This window comes from Arthrobacter sp. JUb119 (assembly GCF_024807995.1).
Taxonomy (GTDB): Bacteria; Actinomycetota; Actinomycetes; order Actinomycetales; family Micrococcaceae; genus Glutamicibacter.
Map to the genome: position 1 here is coordinate 358,950 of NZ_JANUFE010000001.1, position 16,804 is coordinate 375,753.

14 protein-coding genes are annotated in these 16,804 nt (G+C 61.2%); 13 read left to right on the forward strand and 1 reads right to left on the reverse strand.

The annotated features are described in order from the left end of the window. Positions 1-12: 12 nt before the first annotated feature. Together M2368_RS01795 and mnmA are read left to right on the forward strand one after the other, a co-directional pair. A complete protein-coding gene (locus M2368_RS01795; protein ID WP_105656832.1) occupies positions 13-1,248 on the forward strand; it encodes a cysteine desulfurase family protein in 1,236 nt (411 codons plus the stop codon). Continuing rightward, positions 1,245-2,381 (forward strand): tRNA 2-thiouridine(34) synthase MnmA, encoded by a 1,137-nt coding sequence (gene mnmA, locus M2368_RS01800; RefSeq protein WP_105656831.1) that lies wholly within the window; start codon positions 1,245-1,247, stop codon positions 2,379-2,381. The genes M2368_RS01795 and mnmA overlap by 4 nt, the downstream gene beginning before the upstream one ends. Before the next feature lie 679 nt (positions 2,382-3,060). On the opposite strand, the gene M2368_RS01805 is transcribed toward mnmA, so the two are convergent. Then, entirely contained in the window at positions 3,061-3,420 is a 360-nt protein-coding gene (locus M2368_RS01805; RefSeq protein WP_105656830.1) for a hypothetical protein, read from the reverse strand. Between the two features lie 227 nt (positions 3,421-3,647). Here M2368_RS01805 and M2368_RS01810 point away from each other — a divergent pair, with 227 nt between their 5' ends. The 11 genes from M2368_RS01810 to hpf all read left to right on the forward strand — a co-directional run bounded on the left by M2368_RS01810 (position 3,648) and on the right by hpf (position 16,799). Next, positions 3,648-5,279 (forward strand): ABC transporter substrate-binding protein, encoded by a 1,632-nt coding sequence (locus M2368_RS01810; protein WP_332498154.1) that lies wholly within the window; start codon positions 3,648-3,650, stop codon positions 5,277-5,279. A gap of 146 nt (positions 5,280-5,425) precedes the next feature. Further along, the gene (locus M2368_RS01815) at positions 5,426-6,517 is read left to right on the forward strand and encodes an ABC transporter permease (protein WP_105656828.1); all 1,092 of its coding nucleotides are present in this window, start codon (positions 5,426-5,428) and stop codon (positions 6,515-6,517) included. 2 nt (positions 6,518-6,519) lie between these two features. Further along, a complete protein-coding gene (locus M2368_RS01820; RefSeq protein WP_105656827.1) occupies positions 6,520-7,506 on the forward strand; it encodes an ABC transporter permease in 987 nt (328 codons plus the stop codon). Then, positions 7,503-9,197 (forward strand): dipeptide ABC transporter ATP-binding protein, encoded by a 1,695-nt coding sequence (locus tag M2368_RS01825; protein ID WP_105656826.1) that lies wholly within the window; start codon positions 7,503-7,505, stop codon positions 9,195-9,197. The genes M2368_RS01820 and M2368_RS01825 overlap by 4 nt, the downstream gene beginning before the upstream one ends. 110 nt (positions 9,198-9,307) lie before the next feature. Beyond that, positions 9,308-9,679: a chorismate mutase gene (locus M2368_RS01830; RefSeq protein ID WP_105656864.1), complete on the forward strand. Its 372-nt coding sequence runs from the start codon at positions 9,308-9,310 to the stop codon at positions 9,677-9,679. Beyond that, the gene (locus M2368_RS01835) at positions 9,672-10,736 is read left to right on the forward strand and encodes a uroporphyrinogen decarboxylase/cobalamine-independent methonine synthase family protein (RefSeq protein WP_332485962.1); all 1,065 of its coding nucleotides are present in this window, start codon (positions 9,672-9,674) and stop codon (positions 10,734-10,736) included. Before M2368_RS01830 ends, M2368_RS01835 begins: the two co-directional genes overlap by 8 nt. Positions 10,737-10,872: 136 nt before the next feature. Next, the gene (gene mtrA / locus M2368_RS01840; RefSeq protein ID WP_105656824.1) at positions 10,873-11,553 is read left to right on the forward strand and encodes an MtrAB system response regulator MtrA; all 681 of its coding nucleotides are present in this window, start codon (positions 10,873-10,875) and stop codon (positions 11,551-11,553) included. Further along, on the forward strand, positions 11,550-13,370 hold the full coding sequence (gene mtrB, locus M2368_RS01845) for an MtrAB system histidine kinase MtrB (protein ID WP_332498149.1): 1,821 nt from the start codon (positions 11,550-11,552) through the stop codon (positions 13,368-13,370). Before mtrA ends, mtrB begins: the two co-directional genes overlap by 4 nt. Further along, positions 13,370-15,073, forward strand: a complete 1,704-nt coding sequence (locus M2368_RS01850; protein WP_105656822.1) for an LpqB family beta-propeller domain-containing protein — start codon at positions 13,370-13,372, stop codon at positions 15,071-15,073. The genes mtrB and M2368_RS01850 overlap by 1 nt, the downstream gene beginning before the upstream one ends. A 69-nt stretch (positions 15,074-15,142) precedes the next feature. Next, entirely contained in the window at positions 15,143-15,931 is a 789-nt protein-coding gene (locus tag M2368_RS01855; RefSeq protein ID WP_332485963.1) for a ComF family protein, read from the forward strand. A gap of 169 nt (positions 15,932-16,100) precedes the next feature. Beyond that, complete coding sequence (hpf, locus tag M2368_RS01860; RefSeq protein ID WP_105656863.1) at positions 16,101-16,799, forward strand: ribosome hibernation-promoting factor, HPF/YfiA family; 699 nt, start codon at positions 16,101-16,103, stop codon at positions 16,797-16,799. Positions 16,800-16,804: the final 5 nt, after the last annotated feature.

Below are 16,804 nucleotides of genomic sequence, written 5' to 3' on the forward strand. Positions count from 1 at the left end.
CATTGAAGTGTTATGAAAACTTCCGCCGTATACCTGGATCACGCGGCAACCACCGATCTGAATCCAGCAGCTCTGGCTGCCATCACCGAACAGTATTCCCGCACCGGAAACCCGTCTTCTTTGCATGGGGCCGGACGTCGCGCCAACCGTGCGGTGGATGATGCCCGCCAAGCTATCGCCATGGCCGCCGGGGCGCACTCCAGCGAATTGATCTTCACATCTGGTGGGACCGAATCGGATAACTTGGCGCTGAAGGGACTGTTCTGGAACCGCGTGGCGGCCAATGAGCAGGCGCGTGCCATCGTGCTCACCGGCATTGAGCACCACGCGGTCCTGGATACGGCTACCTGGCTGCAGGACCATGAGAATGCCACCTTGCTGTGGCTCGCCGTGGATGAAGACGGTGTCGTTGATCTGCAGGCGGCCGAAAAGCTATTTGAAGAGCAGCACGAGCAGATCGCTTTGGCCACCTTGATGTGGGCCAACAATGAAGTCGGCACCGTTCAGCCGATCCGTGAATTTGCTGCCCTAGCTGGCAAGTACGGGGTCCCGGTGCATTCGGATGCGGTGCAGGCCTTTGGTGCGCTCGCGGTCGACTTCGGCTCCTCGAATCTGGCCACCATGGCGATTAGCGCGCATAAGATCGGTGGCCCGGTAGGCATCGGCGGGCTACTGGTTCGCCGCGATATTGTGCTCACCCCGGTCCAGCACGGCGGTGGACACGAACGCAAGCTGCGATCGGGAACTTTGAATGCTGCCCACGCGGCCGGCTTTGCCGCCGCGGCTACCGCGGTGCGTTCTGGATTGCGGCAGGAAGCTGCGCGGCTGAGCGAACTGCGTGAATATGCGATTGAGAAGATCACCGGCTTGATTCCGGAAGCGGTGCTGAACGGACCACGGGATCAGGGCAATGAGGGCCAGCGCCTCCCGGGCAATCTGCACTTCACCTTCCCGGAATGCGAGGGGGACTCCTTGCTATTCGGCTTGGACATGGTTGGCATCGCATCATCCACCGGTTCGGCGTGCACCGCTGGTGTTCCGCAGCCTTCGCATGTTTTGCTGGCTATGGGACGCGATGCGCGCACCTCGCGCAGTGTGCAACGCTTCACATTGGGGCATACATCCACACGCGCCGACGTTGACGCATTATTAGAGGCTTTGCCCCAAGCGTATGCTCAGGCAAAGAAGGCTGGCATGGCAGCCGATGAAAGCAGCATCCACACGGCAGGAACAGGTTTTACACGATGAAAGTACTAGCAGCGATGTCCGGAGGCGTGGACTCGGCGGTAGCCGCGGCCCGCGCAGTTGAAGCCGGCCATGATGTGGTCGGCGTGCACCTGGCCCTGTCTCGCATGCCGGGGACCCTTCGCACCGGTTCGCGCGGTTGCTGCACCTTGGAAGACTCCAATGATGCATGGCGTGCCTGCGACAAGCTGGGCATCCCATACTACGTCTGGGACTTCTCGGACCGCTTCGCAGAAGACGTGGTGCAGGACTTCGTGGATGAATACGAAGCTGGCCGCACCCCGAATCCCTGCATGCGATGCAATGAGAAGATCAAGTTCGCTGCCTTGCTGGAAAAGGCATTGGCCCTGGGCTTCGACGCGGTATGCACCGGGCACTACGCCAAGGTGCTGCGCGATTCCGAGGGCAACCCGGAGCTGCACCGAGCCGCAGACTGGGCCAAGGACCAGTCCTACGTTTTGGGCGTGCTGACCCACGAACAGCTGGAACACTGCATGTTCCCGCTAGCCGAGACTCCCTCCAAGGCGGAAGTTCGCGCCGAAGCCGCAGCGCGCGGACTGACCGTGGCGAACAAGCCAGATAGCTATGACATCTGCTTCATTCCCGATGGCGATACCCGCGGTTGGCTGGCTGAACGCATCGAGATGAAACCAGGCGAGATCGTTGACCACGAGGGCAACCAGCTCGGTGAGCACGAAGGCGCCCAAGCCTTCACGGTTGGCCAGCGCAAGGGTCTTCGACTGGGTCGTCCGGCCGCCGACGGCAAACCGCGCTTCGTCTTGGAAATCCGTCCGAAGGACAACAAGGTCATCGTCGGTCCAGAGGCCCTGCTGGCTGTGGACCAGCTGCGCGGCATCCGCATTTCCTGGGCTGGCCTGCCGATCGCTGAAGTTTTCAGCGGAGACAAGTTCGACTGCATGGTGCAGGTGCGCGCGCACGGCGATCCGGTCGCCGCGGTAGCCCACATGGAGCGCTCGGAAGAAGGCCGCGACGAGTTGGTTGTCAACCTTCCCGAAGGCATGCGTGGAGTCGCGCCGGGCCAGACCATGGTCGTCTACCAGGACAGCCGCGTGCTGGGCCAAGCGACCATCGATTCTGCTCGTTCCAGCGAATGGGACTCCAGCATGGTCAATTAATTAGCCATCCAAAGAAACCCTTGGTCAAGTTCAAGATAATGAACTGGACCAAGGGTTTCTTCGCGTCGTGATTCAAGTTAGACGAACGGCTGGTTGCAACGGAGCTCGGCGGCCATCCGCTTCGGCCGTGGGCGTCCGGCACGTATTCGCCCGGCATTGCCGGCGATGACCGGTGGTGTGTGGGATTCGGCCTGTCTTCAAGGGCCGCTTGGGGCTTGCTGGCTCACTGCATTGGTTCGACCCTCTAGGTCTCGCTATTGAATTGGGCTGCCGACCCTGTTGCGCCACCGGATGCCCTGGCTTCCAATGCGCTCGCTGCGATGTTCTCGAGAATGCTCACCAGCGGTAGCTGGGCGGATAGGGGCGCATCGTCCAGAACAACGGATCATTCCAGTCGGCAGAACCAATTCGTACCAATCCGGAAGGCCTCCACGAGCTAGATGCCCGAGGGGCTCGGGCAGCAGTACTCAAGGCCTGCGCAAGATCCAGCCGACGGCCGGTGCATGGAACCTGCACTGGATGATGCTGGACTCTGTCCGGTTGCCCGCTGCATGCATTCCCGTGGCGGAAAGGACGCCCAGGGGGATGAACCGAGTGAAGAGCACGCGCTAGCGCGACGGCGAAGGGTGCCGGACCAATATCGGTCCGGCACCCTTCGCCGTTGTGTTGTCGTCAGCTTTTAGCCTTCATCGACAATGCCGAACATATGAGCGGAAATATCTTGGTACTCCACCCGGGTCTTGCCCTTTTCCAGCTTTGGAAGCTGCGCCGGGGAGTGGGTGTGGCAGTGAACGAAATCGAAGGCAGGCCACCACTTCTTGGGGCGTTCGTATTCGCTGAAGCCGCAGACTTCGCAGACCAGATGAATCCACACGGGGCGTTTGCCGGTGCGGTTGGCGCGCGACTGCTCCAACCAAGCTGGTGGATTGGTGTTCAGCTCACGGAATTCTGCTTCGCTCATTTTGGAAGGAATGCCGTGGCGCTTGGCCATTTCTACTGGGATATCCAACGCGATTGCCGCGTCTCTACGAGTCATCATTGACATCTAGCTTATGCCACCTGGCCAACGAGCCGGAAGGAATCCCAACCCATCTCACCATTGAGTTAGAAAGGCTATGGGCTGAAGCACAAAAAGTGGGCGTCGAGACCGCGTTTTTGCCAGTTTCCGCCGGCCCCATTCGTATTTTGTGCCTTGCATCACTTAGGATATGTGAAGCATGTGCTAATCATCACAGCCCATGCATGTACCTAGACGAAGGATGACTCATGGCTCGCAAGAAGAACGGGCTGCGACTCGCAGCAGCCGTTGTGGGTATCTCTGCCCTGGCACTGACCGGCTGCACCCAAGCCGCAGACAGCGGCAATGAAGAGGGCGGCAATGGCGAAGCCAGCGCCCCAATCACCCTGGGCACCACCGACAAAGTGACCTCCCTGGACCCTGCCGGATCTTACGACAACGGTTCGTTCATGGTCATGAACCAGATTTACCCGTTCCTGCTCAACTCCGAGCCGGGCAGCCCGGACCCATCGATGAGCCTTGCCGAGTCCGCGGAGTTCACTACCCCGACTGAATACACGGTCAAGCTGAAGCCGGGCTTGAAGTGGGCCAACGGCCACGACCTTGACTCCAAGGACGTCAAGTTCACCTTCGACCGCCAGCTGAAGATCGCGGACCCTAACGGTCCATCCTCGCTGCTGGGCAACGTTGAATCCATCGAGGCTCCTGACGCCACCACAGTGGTCTTCAAGCTGAAGGTCGGCAATGACCAGACCTTCCCGCAGGTGCTGACCTCCCCGGTCGGCCCGATCGTCGATGATGAAGTGTTCTCTGCAGACGCAGTCATGGACGACCAGAAGATCGTTGAGGCCAAGGCCTTCGGCGGCCAGTACGTCATTGATTCGTACAACAAGAACAACCTGATCTCCTTCAGTGCCAACGAGTCCTACCAGGGCGTTCTGGGCCCTGCAGCCAACGACAAGGCAGCGATCAAGTACTACGCGGACGCCAATAACCTGAAGCTCGAAGTCCAAGAAGGCAAGATCGACGTCGCATGGCGTTCGCTGACCCCAACCGACATCGAAGACCTGGGCAAGGATGAGAATCTGGCGGTCCACAAGGGACCGGGTGGCGAGCTGCGCTACATCGTCTTCAACTTCGATTCCATGCCATACGGTGCCAAGACCGATGATGCTGATGAAGCGAAGTCACTGGCCGTACGCCAGGCAGCGGCGCACCTTGTGGACCGCGAAGCCATCGCGAAGAACGTCTACAAGGACACCTACACCCCGGCTTACTCGTACGTGCCGCAAGGCTTCACCGGCGCCACCGAGCCGCTGAAGGACATGTACGGCACCGACGGGAAGCCGGATGCAGCCAAGGCCAAGAAGGTTCTGGAAGATGCCGGAGTGAAGACCCCGGTCAAGCTCGCGCTGCAGTACAACCCGGATCACTATGGCCCGAACTCCGGTGACGAATACGCACTGGTTGAAAAGCAGCTGGAGGCCGATGGCCTGTTCGAAGTGGATTTGAAGTCCACCGAATGGGTGACCTACCAGAAGCAGCGCGTCACGGATTACCCGGCCTACCAGCTGGGCTGGTTCCCGGACTACTCGGATGCCGACAACTACCTGTCGCCGTTCTTTGCCAAGGAGAACTTCCTTTCGAACAACTACGACAACCCCGAGGTTGACAAGCTGATCTCCGATCAGCGAGGAATGGTCGACGCTGCGGAGCGCACCAAGGCCATCGAAGAACTGCAGACGATGGTGGCTGAGGACTTGTCCACGCTTCCACTGCTGCAGGGTGCCCAGGTGGCCATTGCAGGCAAGGACGTCAAGGACGTTGACAAGACCTTGGACGCATCGTTCAAGTTCCGTCTCGGTGTGCTGAGCAAGTAATTCGGCTCTCGCCTCGCAGACACCAAACCTGAGGGGATCTGCCACGCGCCAACCCTTGGCGCGCGCGGTGGATCCCCTTGGCATGCGCCGTCATTGACCGCTCAAGGCGGCGCATTGCCACGCATCCTGAACCATAAGGACAGACGATGACTATCACGTCGCCACCGGGCCAAGAAGCAAGCCCGCTAGCAACACCCAAACCAGCAAAGCAAAAAGGCGGAGGATTCCTCCGTTACTTGATTACCCGATTCTTGCTGATCATTCCCACTGTCTTCATCCTCATCACAGTGGTGTTCTTCCTGATGCGCGTGACCGGAGACCCGATCACCGCAGCCTTGGGCGGACGGCTCACCCCGGACCAGCTGGCCCAGCGCATCCATGAAGCCGGATACGACCGGCCGATCCTGATCCAGTACTTCGAGTACCTGGGCCAGATCTTCACCGGCGACCTGGGCCGCACCATGAGCGATAACCGGGCGGTCACCGAGGTGCTGGCCACCTACGGCGCAGCAACTTTGGAACTGGCCATCAACGCGGTCCTCGTCGCACTGCTGGTCGGCATCCCGCTGGGCCTGGTTGCCGCGAAGTTCCGCGACCGCTACCCGGATGCCGTGTTGCGCATCCTTGCAATCCTCTCCTACGCCACCCCGGTGTTCTTCGCCGGCTTGCTGCTCAAGCTGGTCTTCGGCGTATGGCTAGGCTGGCTGCCGATCAGCGGCCGTGCCGACTGGCAGACCGAGCTTGAACTGACCGGCCTGCAGAGCCCATCGGGCATCTACTGGCTCGATGCGCTGCGCAGCGGCAATAGCGCTGCCTTCTGGAATGTCACCGAGCATGCGATCCTGCCAGCCCTGGCACTGGGCCTGCTCACCGGCGGCGTGTTCCTGCGCCTGGTGCGCACCAACGCAATTGGCACGCTGGGCCGCGAATACGTGGAAGCCGGCCGTTCGCGCGGTGTCAGCGAATTCCGCCTCACCACCAAGCACGCCTACCGTCCGGCGCTGATTCCGATTATCACTGTCATGGGCCTGCAGATTGCCATGCTGCTCGGTGGAGCAGTGCTGACCGAGACCACCTTCGAATGGTCGGGATTGGGCTTCAAGCTCGCCGAATACCTCACCGCCCGCGACTTCGTGGCTGTGCAGGGCATCGTGGTGCTGCTGGCCATTATCGTCGCCGTCACCAACTTCATCGTTGACGTGCTGGCCGCCTTGATCGACCCGAGAGTCAGGTACTAATCATGAGTACAGCTACCTTGCCGGCTTCGAACAAGTCCTGGCTGGACCGGCTCCCGGTCATCTCCCACCTGCGCATGTCCTCGGGCCTGCAGCGGGGCATGCTGGTTGCCGGTCTGGCGCTCTCCGGCCTGTTCATCGTTACCGCCCTGTTCGCGCCGCTGATTGCGCCTTTCGATTTCGCGCAGTCCTCGGATGCATCCGGGGACTTCCCGCGCCAGGCGGCTCCGGACAGCAAATTCATCTGGGGCACCACCGCCACCGGCTATGACGTGTTCTCGCGGACCCTCTTCGGTGCGCAGACGGCCATCTGGGTGATCCTGGCGGCCGTGGTCATGTCCCTGTTCCTGGGCGTATTGCTGGGCTTGATCTCCGGCTACCTCGGCGGCTGGTTCGACCGCATCGCCGTGGTGTTGGCCGATGCGATCTACGCGTTCCCATCCCTGCTGCTGGCCATCGTGATGTCCATCGTGATTTCCCAGGGCCAGTCTTCGCTCTTCGGCGGCGTGATGGCAGCGGCCATCTCCATCACCGTGGTATTCATCCCGCAGTACTTCCGCGTGGTCCGCGCCGAAGTGATGCGGCTGAAGGCGGAACCCTTCGTAGAATCCGCACAGGTGATCGGCGCCAGCCCATGGCGAGTGATGTTCGCGCACCTGCTGCGCAACGCCACCCGCACCTTGCCGCTGATCTTCACGCTGAATGCCACCGAGGCATTGCTGACCCTGGCGGGCCTGGGCTTCCTGGGCTTCGGCATCGAACCGACCAGTGCTTCGGAATGGGGCTACGACCTGAACCGAGCGATGTCAGATGCCACTAGCGGAATCTGGTGGACCGGCCTGTTCCCGGGCTTGGCCATCGTGCTCACCGTGATGGGCTTGACCCTGGTTGGCGAGTCCATGAATGACCTCAATGACCCGCGCCTGCGCCGCTTCAGCCGCAAGAAGGCCAAGCGCATCACCCAGTCCGGACAGGTAGGAGCAAACAAATGACCAACAGTCCTCTCCTCGACTCCGAGGCCAACGTCGGCACACCCGCTGTCTTGCGCATCGAAGACCTGAACATTGATTTCGTCACGGACGCCGGCGCAGTGCCGGCAGTGCGCGGCGTTGATTTGCAAGTCAGGGCCGGCGAGATCCTGGCCATCGTGGGCGAATCCGGATCCGGCAAGTCCGTCACGGCACGCACTGCTCTGGGCATCCTGGCCGAGAACGGTGCCTCGCACGGCGGGGTCTACCTCAAAGGCAAGAACATGCTCACCCTGCGCGGCCGCGAGCTGCGCGCGGCTCGCGGCCGGGATGTGGCCATGGTCTTCCAGGAACCGTCCACGGCACTGAACCCGGTGTACACCGTGGGGTGGCAGATCATGGAGGGCATCCGCGCGCACAACAGGATTTCCAAGAAGGAGGCCAGGACGCGCGCCATCGAGGCGATGCGCCAGGTCGGCATCCCGGATCCAGAGCAGCGCGTGGACTACTACCCGCACCAGTTCTCCGGTGGCCAGAAGCAGCGCGTGGTCATCGCCGCGGCGCTGGCCCTGAAGCCGGAACTGATTGTGGCAGATGAGCCAACCACCGCATTGGATGTCACGGTGCAGGCTGAAATTCTCCAGCTGCTGCGCGACCTGCGTGATCAGCTGGGTACCGCCATCGTCATCATCACCCACAATATGGGGGTGGTGGCCGATATCGCCGACCGCGTGATCGTGATGAACCAGGGGCAGATCGTTGAGCAAGCACCATCGATCCAGCTCTTCGAAGCACCGCAAGAGGACTACACCAAGTCCCTGCTGGCTGCCGTGCCGCACCTGGGGCGCGAAAGCGCCTCGGAGGGACTAGTCGAACGTCCGAACCAGGATGCTGAATTGCTGGTGGAAGCCAAGGGCCTGAAGGTGCATTTCCCGGGACGCCTCGGGGCCCCGGGCTTCACCGCGGTCGATGAGGTGGATCTGAAGATCCACGCCGGCGAGGTCTACGGACTGGTGGGCGAGTCCGGTTCGGGGAAAACCACCATCGGCCGCAGCATCGCGGGATTGAACCGCATCACCGGTGGCTCGCTGAAGGTGCTGGGCTACGAGATGGCCCACTTCAAGGAACGCACCTTCAAGCCGCTGCGTGAGCAGATCGGCTTCGTGTTCCAGGATCCAGCGGCAAGCTTCAATCCGCACTTGACCGTAGGCGAATGCGTGGCCGAGCCACTGGCCGTGCACCGTGATCTGAACCCGCTGCAGACCCGCAACAAGGTGGCCGAACTGCTTGAGGCCGTGCAGCTTCCAGCCGGTTTTGCCAACCGCTACCCGCACGAACTCTCCGGCGGCCAGCGCCAGCGCGCGTCGCTGGCCCGCGCACTGGCCTTGGAGCCGAAGCTGCTGATTGCCGATGAGCCAACCAGCGCACTGGACGTTTCGGTGCAGGCCAAGGTGCTGGAGCTGTTCCGCGAATTGCAGACCGAACTGGGCTTCGCAGCCCTGTTCGTCTCGCATGATCTGGCAGTGGTGGACCAGCTGGCTACCTGGGTGGGCGTCCTGTTCCGGGGCACCTTGCTGGAAGAAGGCTTGGGCTCCAAGGTCCTGGCCAACCCGCAGCATGAATACACCCAGCGCCTGATCGCCTCGCTTCCGGTTCCGGACCCGCGCGAACAGGCGCAGCGACGCAAGCTGATTGAACAGCTGAACGCCTCCTGAGCAGCTGGCAATCAAGGAACAACGGGCATGCCCCGGGCACGGTCAGGCACCGTGTCCGGGGCATGTCACCTTGTGGGTAATCCGTCATGCGAACCCGTAAACTGGTGATCATGAACGAGCCGAAGAACACTGAGACCACCCAGTCATTCGACCCGCACGCCAGCTCGTTGCAGGGCGAGGTCCAGAATGAAGTCCTCGAAGAGCTGTACGCCATCCGCGGCAGCATCGACAACTTCGATGCGCAGCTGGTTTTCCTGTTGGCTGAACGCTTCAAGGCGACCCAGCGCGTAGGGGTCCTGAAGGCCGAGCACCAGTTGCCGCCGAGCGACCCTAGCCGCGAGAAGGCGCAGATCGAGCGCCTGCGCGCCCTGGCCCACGAAGCGCATCTTGATCCAGAATTCGCCGAAAAATTCCTGAATTTCGTGATCTCTGAAGTCATCCGCCACCACCAGAACATTTCTGACTCGCACAACAATGACTGAGCAGGAACACGAGGCAGCTGAACGCCGCGATGTTCACGCCACCGCTTTCTGCCAGTTCCCGGGCAGCGACCCGTCGGCCATCCACGAAGTGGTGCGCGGGGAATTGGGAGAACCCAACCTCGCGGTCTTCCCGCAGCTGCCGGATCGTGGCGTCGGCGCCGATGCGGTAGGGCGCAGCGCCACCTTGCTGGCAGACCTCGGCTTCGATCTGCAGCCGCACGGCTGGAGGATCGGTGCCAAGGACGGTATCGATGCCCGTCGTGCCCGCAGCATCCTGCGCAGTGACGAGAATCTGCTAGCTGATGTACTCGGCGCGGAAGCGAAACCTGCCCAGCGCCTCAAGCTCACCTTGCTCGGTCCGTGGACCTTGGCCGCCAGCCTGTACCTGTCGAACGGGGAGCGGGTGATCAGCGATCATGGGGCGCGCCGCGACATCATCGAGTCCTACGCCCACGGAGCACGCGAGCATCTGGACCGACTGGCCCGCATTACCTCGCTGGCGGACTTCACTATCCAGATTGATGAGCCGCTGCTGGGCGACGTGCTCGACGGCACAATCAGTACCGCCAGCGGATACCGGACCCTGCGCTCGATCCCACGCGCCGAAGTGCGAAGCGCCTATGCGCAGTTCTTCAAGGTGCTCGCTGGCGAGGCCGAAGGCCAACGGGTCACCTCGCTGCTGAATCTGCCTACCCAGGATGAACACTGGATTGAACGGGTGGATCTGCTGCACCAAGCCGGTGCCGGCGCGCTGGTCATCGACCCTGGAGGCTTGACGCACCGCAAGTGGGAGCGGGTAGCGGGACTTGTCGAAGGCGGGGGCCGCGTCTTCTTGCAGGTGCTCGCCCCCGGAACCCGGGCACCAGGTGTTGTAGAAGGGGTGAACTCCATTCTTCGTCCTTGGCGTCAGCTGGGCTTGGGCTTGGGGCAGCTAGGTGCACTAACCCTGATGCCGCGTGGAGACTTCTCGCGCAGCAGCTCGGCGCAGGCCATCGAGAACCTGCGACGGCTGGCCAGTTATGCCCAAGCGTTGGAGCAGACACGCGTCGATGCGTAGCTAACTGCCTGATTCCTGCCGGTCACAGCCCGAAAAGGGCGGTTGATCATGTATCTTAGGAATAGTGGGGTAGCGGATCTACCCGGTTTGGCCAGTTGGCTGAAACCTCAAACCTACGGTTTCAGGGGGACATGGGATGAAGGCACGGATTTTAGTCGTTGACGATGACGAAGCGTTGTCGGAAATGATTGGCATTGTCCTGCAAAATGACGGCTTCGATGCCTCATTCTGCTACGACGGTTCCGGTGCTCTGGAAGCATTCCGTGAAGCGAACCCCGACCTGGTGCTCCTTGACCTGATGCTGCCTGGCATTGACGGCATCGAGGTATGCAAGCAGATCCGCGCGGAATCCGACGTTCCCGTCGTGATGCTCACCGCCAAGTCGGACACTGCCGACGTTGTCCGCGGGCTGGAATCCGGTGCCGATGACTACGTGCCCAAGCCTTTCAAGCCAGCCGAGCTGGTGGCCCGCGTGCGAGCCCGCTTGCGTCCAAGCGAAACCCACGCCGCGGAGACTTTGCAAGTTGGCGAAGTGACCATCGACGTGGCCGGGCACCGAGTGACCCGCGGAACCGATGTCGTGTCGCTGACCCCGCTGGAATTCGACCTCCTGGTCACCATGGCCCGCAAGCCATGGCAGGTCTTCAGCCGCGAGCAGCTGCTGGAAGCCGTCTGGGGCTACCGGCACGCTGCAGATACCCGCTTGGTCAACGTGCACGTGCAGCGCCTGCGCTCGAAGATTGAAATTGACCCGGAGAAGCCGCAGATTATCGAGACCGTTCGCGGTGTCGGATACAAGGCTGGTTCGGCAAGTTGAGTTCGCACACGTCGACCGGTGCAGAGTTGGTTCCGGTCGATGTGCATGCCCAGTCGCAGTCCAAACCCGCCCGGTGGAGCAAAATCGAGCAGTGGATCAAGCGTCCCTGGCACACCGCCAAGCTGCGTTGGCAACGCCACCTGCTGTTCCGCACCGTCATTTCGACGCTGCTTTTCACCGCGCTGGCTTTGGTTGCCGCCGGCGCCTTCCTTTCCAACCAGATCGCCTCCACGCTTTTCGAAGAGCGCGTGAACCAGATATCCAAGGAATCGGAACGCGGCCTGGTCCAGGCCCGCTCCATTCTCGAATCGGCTTCCACCACCGATCGCGCCTCCACCCAGGCCCTGGTGAATTCGACCTTGGCTTCCCTGGAAGGCGATGGCGCAACCGTAGTCCGCGATTTCGTGCTGATGCCCATTGCCGGTGACCAAAGCCTTTATGTTGGGCCAATGGCTTCCGGTTCCCTGACCACCCGCGTGATCCCTGGCGATCTCGCGGAGCGGGTTGCAGGGGAGCAAGGCATCTATTGGCGTTCCATCGAGCTGGGTGCCGATACCGCAACCAAGCCCGGTCTCATTGTCGGCACCAAGGTACTGATTCCGCCTGGACGCGAGTACGGACTGTATCTGGTCTACGACCTGTCCAGCGTGCAGGATACCCTCGAATTCATCAATCGTGCGATGGCTTTCACCGGGCTGATTCTGCTGGCAGTGGTTGGCTTCGTTGCGTGGTCGGTCGCCCGTACCGTGGTCCGCCCGGTGGCCGATGCCGCGTATGTTTCGGAGAGGATTGCTTCCGGTGACCTCGACCGCCGAATGAAGGTCGCCGGCAAGGACGAGGTGGCCCGATTGGGGACGGCCTTCAACCACATGGCCCATTCATTGCAAGAGCAGATCACCGCATTGAATAATCTCTCGGCCATGCAGCAACGCTTCGTTTCCGATGTCTCGCACGAATTGCGCACCCCGCTGACCACCGTGCGCATGGCTGCCGAAGTGATCCACGATGCCCGCGAGGACTTCGATCCGCTTACCGCGCGGTCCGCCGAGCTGATGTACAACCAGATCGAGCGTTTCCAGCACCTGCTCAATGACCTGCTGGAAGTGTCCCGCTTCGATGCTGGTGTCGCGGTGCTTGACCGTGAGTCAACGGACTTGAACGTCATAGCCCGCAAGGTTATCGATATCGCCACCCCGGTGGCTGATGAATACGGTTCGCTCATCCGCCTGAACGCGCCCAGCGACGGTTGCGTCGCAGAAGTGGATCCGCGCCGCGTCGAGCGTGTGATCCGCAATCTGGTGCTCAACGCGGTGGAGCACGGTGAAAGCAAGCCAATCGATATCACCATCGGCGCTAACCAGAGCGCGGTGGCGATCACCGTGCGCGACTACGGCATCGGCATGTCCGAAGAGGCGTGCAACCACGTCTTCGACCGATTCTGGCGCGCTGATCCGGCCCGTGCACGGACCACCGGAGGTTCCGGCCTGGGCTTGTCGATCTCGATGGAGGACACCAGGTTGCACGATGGCCGATTGGAAGCGTGGGGCAAGCCGGGGGTCGGCTCGGTCTTCCGACTGACCTTGCCACGCAGCGAGGACCTGGAGATCGCTTCGTCGCCGCTTCCACTGGAACCGCCAGTTCCTGAAAGCCTGGCAACGGTGATTTTGGGAGACAGCTTCCCGCTGACCGGTGAAGTGCCAAAGATCGGATACACGCCGCTGGTTCTTGATCCGGATTTGGATGCGGATTCGCCAGATGACGATGTCACCAATCCGAACCTCGGCAGCAACGAGCAGAAGAAGGAAGGGGAGAGCTGATGCGGAAGAAATTCTTTTCCAGCCTCGCGATCATCCTTGCTGCTGCGCTTGCGATCTCTGGCTGCGCCTCGATTCCCAGAACTTCCACCGTCCAGCAGATTGAAGCCGGAACCGACACCAGCGGGGCTGAAAGCTACAGCTATGCGGCCGATGGACCGGCAGCAGGTGCTGATGCCAGGGCCATCGTCGAGGGGTTCGTCGAGGCTGGGCGTTCGGTATCCGAAGATTATGCTGTCTCCCGCGAATTCATGGACGCGCAGCTGAGCAACACCTGGCGCGGTGATACGCAGACGCTGATCTACGATGCCTTCAATGTGGTCAACGGGGCCGATGCGAACAAGTACACCATCCAGCTCGAAATCACCGGTGAAGTCGACGCGCATGGCGTGCGCACCGACTACCCGGATCACTCGACCCGTGCAGTGGATATCGAAGTCGCCAAGGTAGACGACGAATGGCGCATTACCAAAGCCCCGGACGGCACGATGCTCGAAGCCTCGACGTTCACCAAGATCTTTGCCGCGCAGACCCTGTACTTCTACGATGCGAGCTTCGCCTATTTGGTTCCCGACATACGGTGGTTCACCTCGGGTTCGGGCACCACCACGTCGATGGTGGAAGCCTTGTTGGCAGGACCAGCCCCGTACCTGCAAAATGCTGTCGTCTCCGCTTTCTCGACGGCCAGCGGACTGGTGCGTTCAGCGGTGCCGGTGCGCGATGGCGAAGCGACCATTGATTTGAACTCCAATACCTTCGCAGATGCTACCGACCGGAGCATCTTGCTGATGAAGCAGCAGATGGAAGCCACGCTGACCAGCCTAGCTCCGGTGGACTCGGTAAAGCTGCTGCGGGAGGAAAACGAAGTCAACCTTTCGACCGAAGACACTAACTTCGAGCCGGCTACGTCCAACCCCAGCACGCAGGATACGCTGATCGGCATTTCGGACCAGTACTTGGTCTACGTCAAGGGACTCTCGATCATTCCGGTGGGCGGCGTCCCGGATATTTCCGGATACAACCCACGGGACCCGGCCATGTCTCCGGTCGGCAATCGCTATGCCTTCCTCAACGGCCGCCGCACCCAGCTGTGGGGGATTGACGACAAGGGCAGCCTGCGCCTTTCGCTGGAGGGCGAGGAGCTCATCCAGCCGTCCATGGATCTGGCCGGCTGGACCTGGACCGCGGATAACGGGGCAGCTACCCCGATCAGGGCGGTCCCTGCCGACACCGAAATGAAGGGTGAAGCCCGTCCAATCGATGTGGCCTGGCTGGAAGATGCCCAGATCGATTCCTTGCGGATTTCCCGTGACGGCGCGCGGGCGCTGATCGTGGCAACCATCGGCAAGACCACGTCGGTTTACGTCGCCGGCGTGATCCGCGATGCTGAAGGTGTGCCCCGCGGACTCACGGATTCGCCAATGAAGATCTATCCAGAAGTTCCGGTGAATACCGCGCTATGGGATTCGGACAGATCCATTATTGTTGCCGAGCTCGGTGATGACCAAGCTGTTGAAGCGGCCCAGATCACCTTCGAAGGCGGCAGCGAGCACCTGCAGCTGCTGTTGGGCATGGTCGGCATCGCTACCGGTGTCGGCAGTCGCCGCGAAGTGTATGCCGAGACCAACGAGAAGCTGTATACCCGCGTGGGCAATTCCTGGCACGAGCTTGAGGATTTTGCCCAGGACGTCGCCTATCCCGGCTAAGCAGGACCTTGCTCCACAACTCGTTGGCGACCAGACCGATCGACGCGGTTCATCGGCCAGTCTGGCCGTATGGAAATTCCCGAAGAGTGGCTGCGGTGCGTCGATGAGCTGTCCCGCAGCCGGCCCATGCGCTGGCTGGGATTCGGCACCAGGGAAATCGCGAACTTCCTGCTTCCGGCCTGTTGCGCGGTCTGCGCCCGGGCAGATTTTCGGCTTTGCCCCGAATGCCGCAGTGAAATCCAACGCCAACTGAGCCTGCCGCCCCTGCCGGACACGCATCATCTCTATGTCGAGCTTCCCGCGCTCGGCCAGCAGCTTGCCGTTAGTTCCTGCGGCGCTTACGGCAAGGAGCTGGCTCGGGCTTTGCTGGCATTCAAGAACAAGCAGCGCTACTTCCTCGTCTCGCTCTTCGCCCCTTATCTTGCTGCCGCGCTGAACGCCGGATGCATCCCGCAGCGCGCGAATCTTCCTACCCTGGTGGTGCCGGTGCCCAGTTCGCTCAAGGCAACAGCGCAGCGTGGCTACTCTCCGGTGAAGACGATGCTCGACCACGGCTTCGCTCGCGGGCTGCTGTCGGCAGATCTAGAGTGCCGCACGCTGCTGCACTACCGCCTCGGTTCTGCCTTGGGCGGGGCGCAGAAATCCAAGAGCGGTTCAGACCGGCGCGGCGGCCGGACCCATTTCGTAGCCGAGCGTGCCAGCGCTAATGGCCAGCCGGTCATCCTGGTCGACGACGTCCTCACCACCGGTTCTACGTTGCGGCACGCGGCCATGGCCTGCCATGAGGCAGGATATGACGTCACCAGCGCTGTGGTACTGGCTTTGACGAGACCGCCAAATAATGCACCTGAACAGTAATTACGCTTACCGCGATCGGAAATTGTGAGCCCGGATACTTGAATCTTGGCCACGGTGGCATAAGGTGAAGTATGGGATGCATCACAGATGCAGCTAAAAGCCCATCTTCAGTCCGAAAGGATGGAACTTTCGGACTGTTGTGTCACCCGACTCCCTATTGGAGGACACCATGGAGCTGAACTACAGCGGACGCAACATCACCATTTCGGATCGTTTCCGTGAGTATGTTGACGAGAAAATCACCAAGGTTGACCAGCTGGCCACCAAAATACAGCGCATCGACGTCAAGGTCCTCAAAGAAGCACACGCTCGTGATCAGAGCACTGCACTGTCCGTTGAATTGACCGTTGTTGGCCGTGGCCCAGCAATTCGAGCCGAGGCTCGCGGCGCTGACAAGTTCGCGGCTTTCGACATCGCGTTCGCAAAACTGCTTGAACGCCTGCGCAAGGCCCGCGACAAGCGCAAGGTGCATCGCGGCAACCACACCCCGCTGGCTGTCCACCAGGCAACTGGCGGCCTGCCTACCGCATCGAGCGGCAAGTCTTTGGTTGAAGAAACCATCGAAGCCCAGAAAGCCGCGGAAGCTGCCGAAGTCGAGGCCAACGCCGAGTACTCGCCAGTGGTCATCCGCCGCAAGTCCTTCCCTGCAGAAGTGATGAGCGTTGATGACGCAGTGGACCGCATGGAACTGGTCGGCCATCCGTTCTACCTATTCATCGATGAAGCCACCGGCGAGCACGCTGTGGTCTATGGCCGCACCCAGTACCAGTACGGTGTCATCTCCTTGGATCCATCACTGAACTCCAATGAAGAAGCCACCAGGGAAACTCGCGGCTACCGTGACAAAGCCTTGGCAACAGAAGGCTAGTCATC

Bases quoted from the DNA above. Each gene is read 5' to 3' on its own strand.
- M2368_RS01795 (WP_105656832.1), top strand. From the start codon at position 13: ATGAAAACTTCCGCCGTATACCTGGATCACGCGGCAACCACCGATCTG.
- mnmA (WP_105656831.1), top strand. From the start codon at position 1,245: ATGAAAGTACTAGCAGCGATGTCCGGAGGCGTGGACTCGGCGGTAGCC.
- M2368_RS01805 (WP_105656830.1), bottom strand. From the start codon at position 3,420: ATGATGACTCGTAGAGACGCGGCAATCGCGTTGGATATCCCAGTAGAA.
- M2368_RS01810 (WP_332498154.1), top strand. From the start codon at position 3,648: ATGGCTCGCAAGAAGAACGGGCTGCGACTCGCAGCAGCCGTTGTGGGT.
- M2368_RS01815 (WP_105656828.1), top strand. From the start codon at position 5,426: ATGACTATCACGTCGCCACCGGGCCAAGAAGCAAGCCCGCTAGCAACA.
- M2368_RS01820 (WP_105656827.1), top strand. From the start codon at position 6,520: ATGAGTACAGCTACCTTGCCGGCTTCGAACAAGTCCTGGCTGGACCGG.
- M2368_RS01825 (WP_105656826.1), top strand. From the start codon at position 7,503: ATGACCAACAGTCCTCTCCTCGACTCCGAGGCCAACGTCGGCACACCC.
- M2368_RS01830 (WP_105656864.1), top strand. From the start codon at position 9,308: ATGAACGAGCCGAAGAACACTGAGACCACCCAGTCATTCGACCCGCAC.
- M2368_RS01835 (WP_332485962.1), top strand. From the start codon at position 9,672: ATGACTGAGCAGGAACACGAGGCAGCTGAACGCCGCGATGTTCACGCC.
- mtrA (WP_105656824.1), top strand. From the start codon at position 10,873: ATGAAGGCACGGATTTTAGTCGTTGACGATGACGAAGCGTTGTCGGAA.
- M2368_RS01850 (WP_105656822.1), top strand. From the start codon at position 13,370: ATGCGGAAGAAATTCTTTTCCAGCCTCGCGATCATCCTTGCTGCTGCG.
- M2368_RS01855 (WP_332485963.1), top strand. From the start codon at position 15,143: ATGGAAATTCCCGAAGAGTGGCTGCGGTGCGTCGATGAGCTGTCCCGC.
- hpf (WP_105656863.1), top strand. From the start codon at position 16,101: ATGGAGCTGAACTACAGCGGACGCAACATCACCATTTCGGATCGTTTC.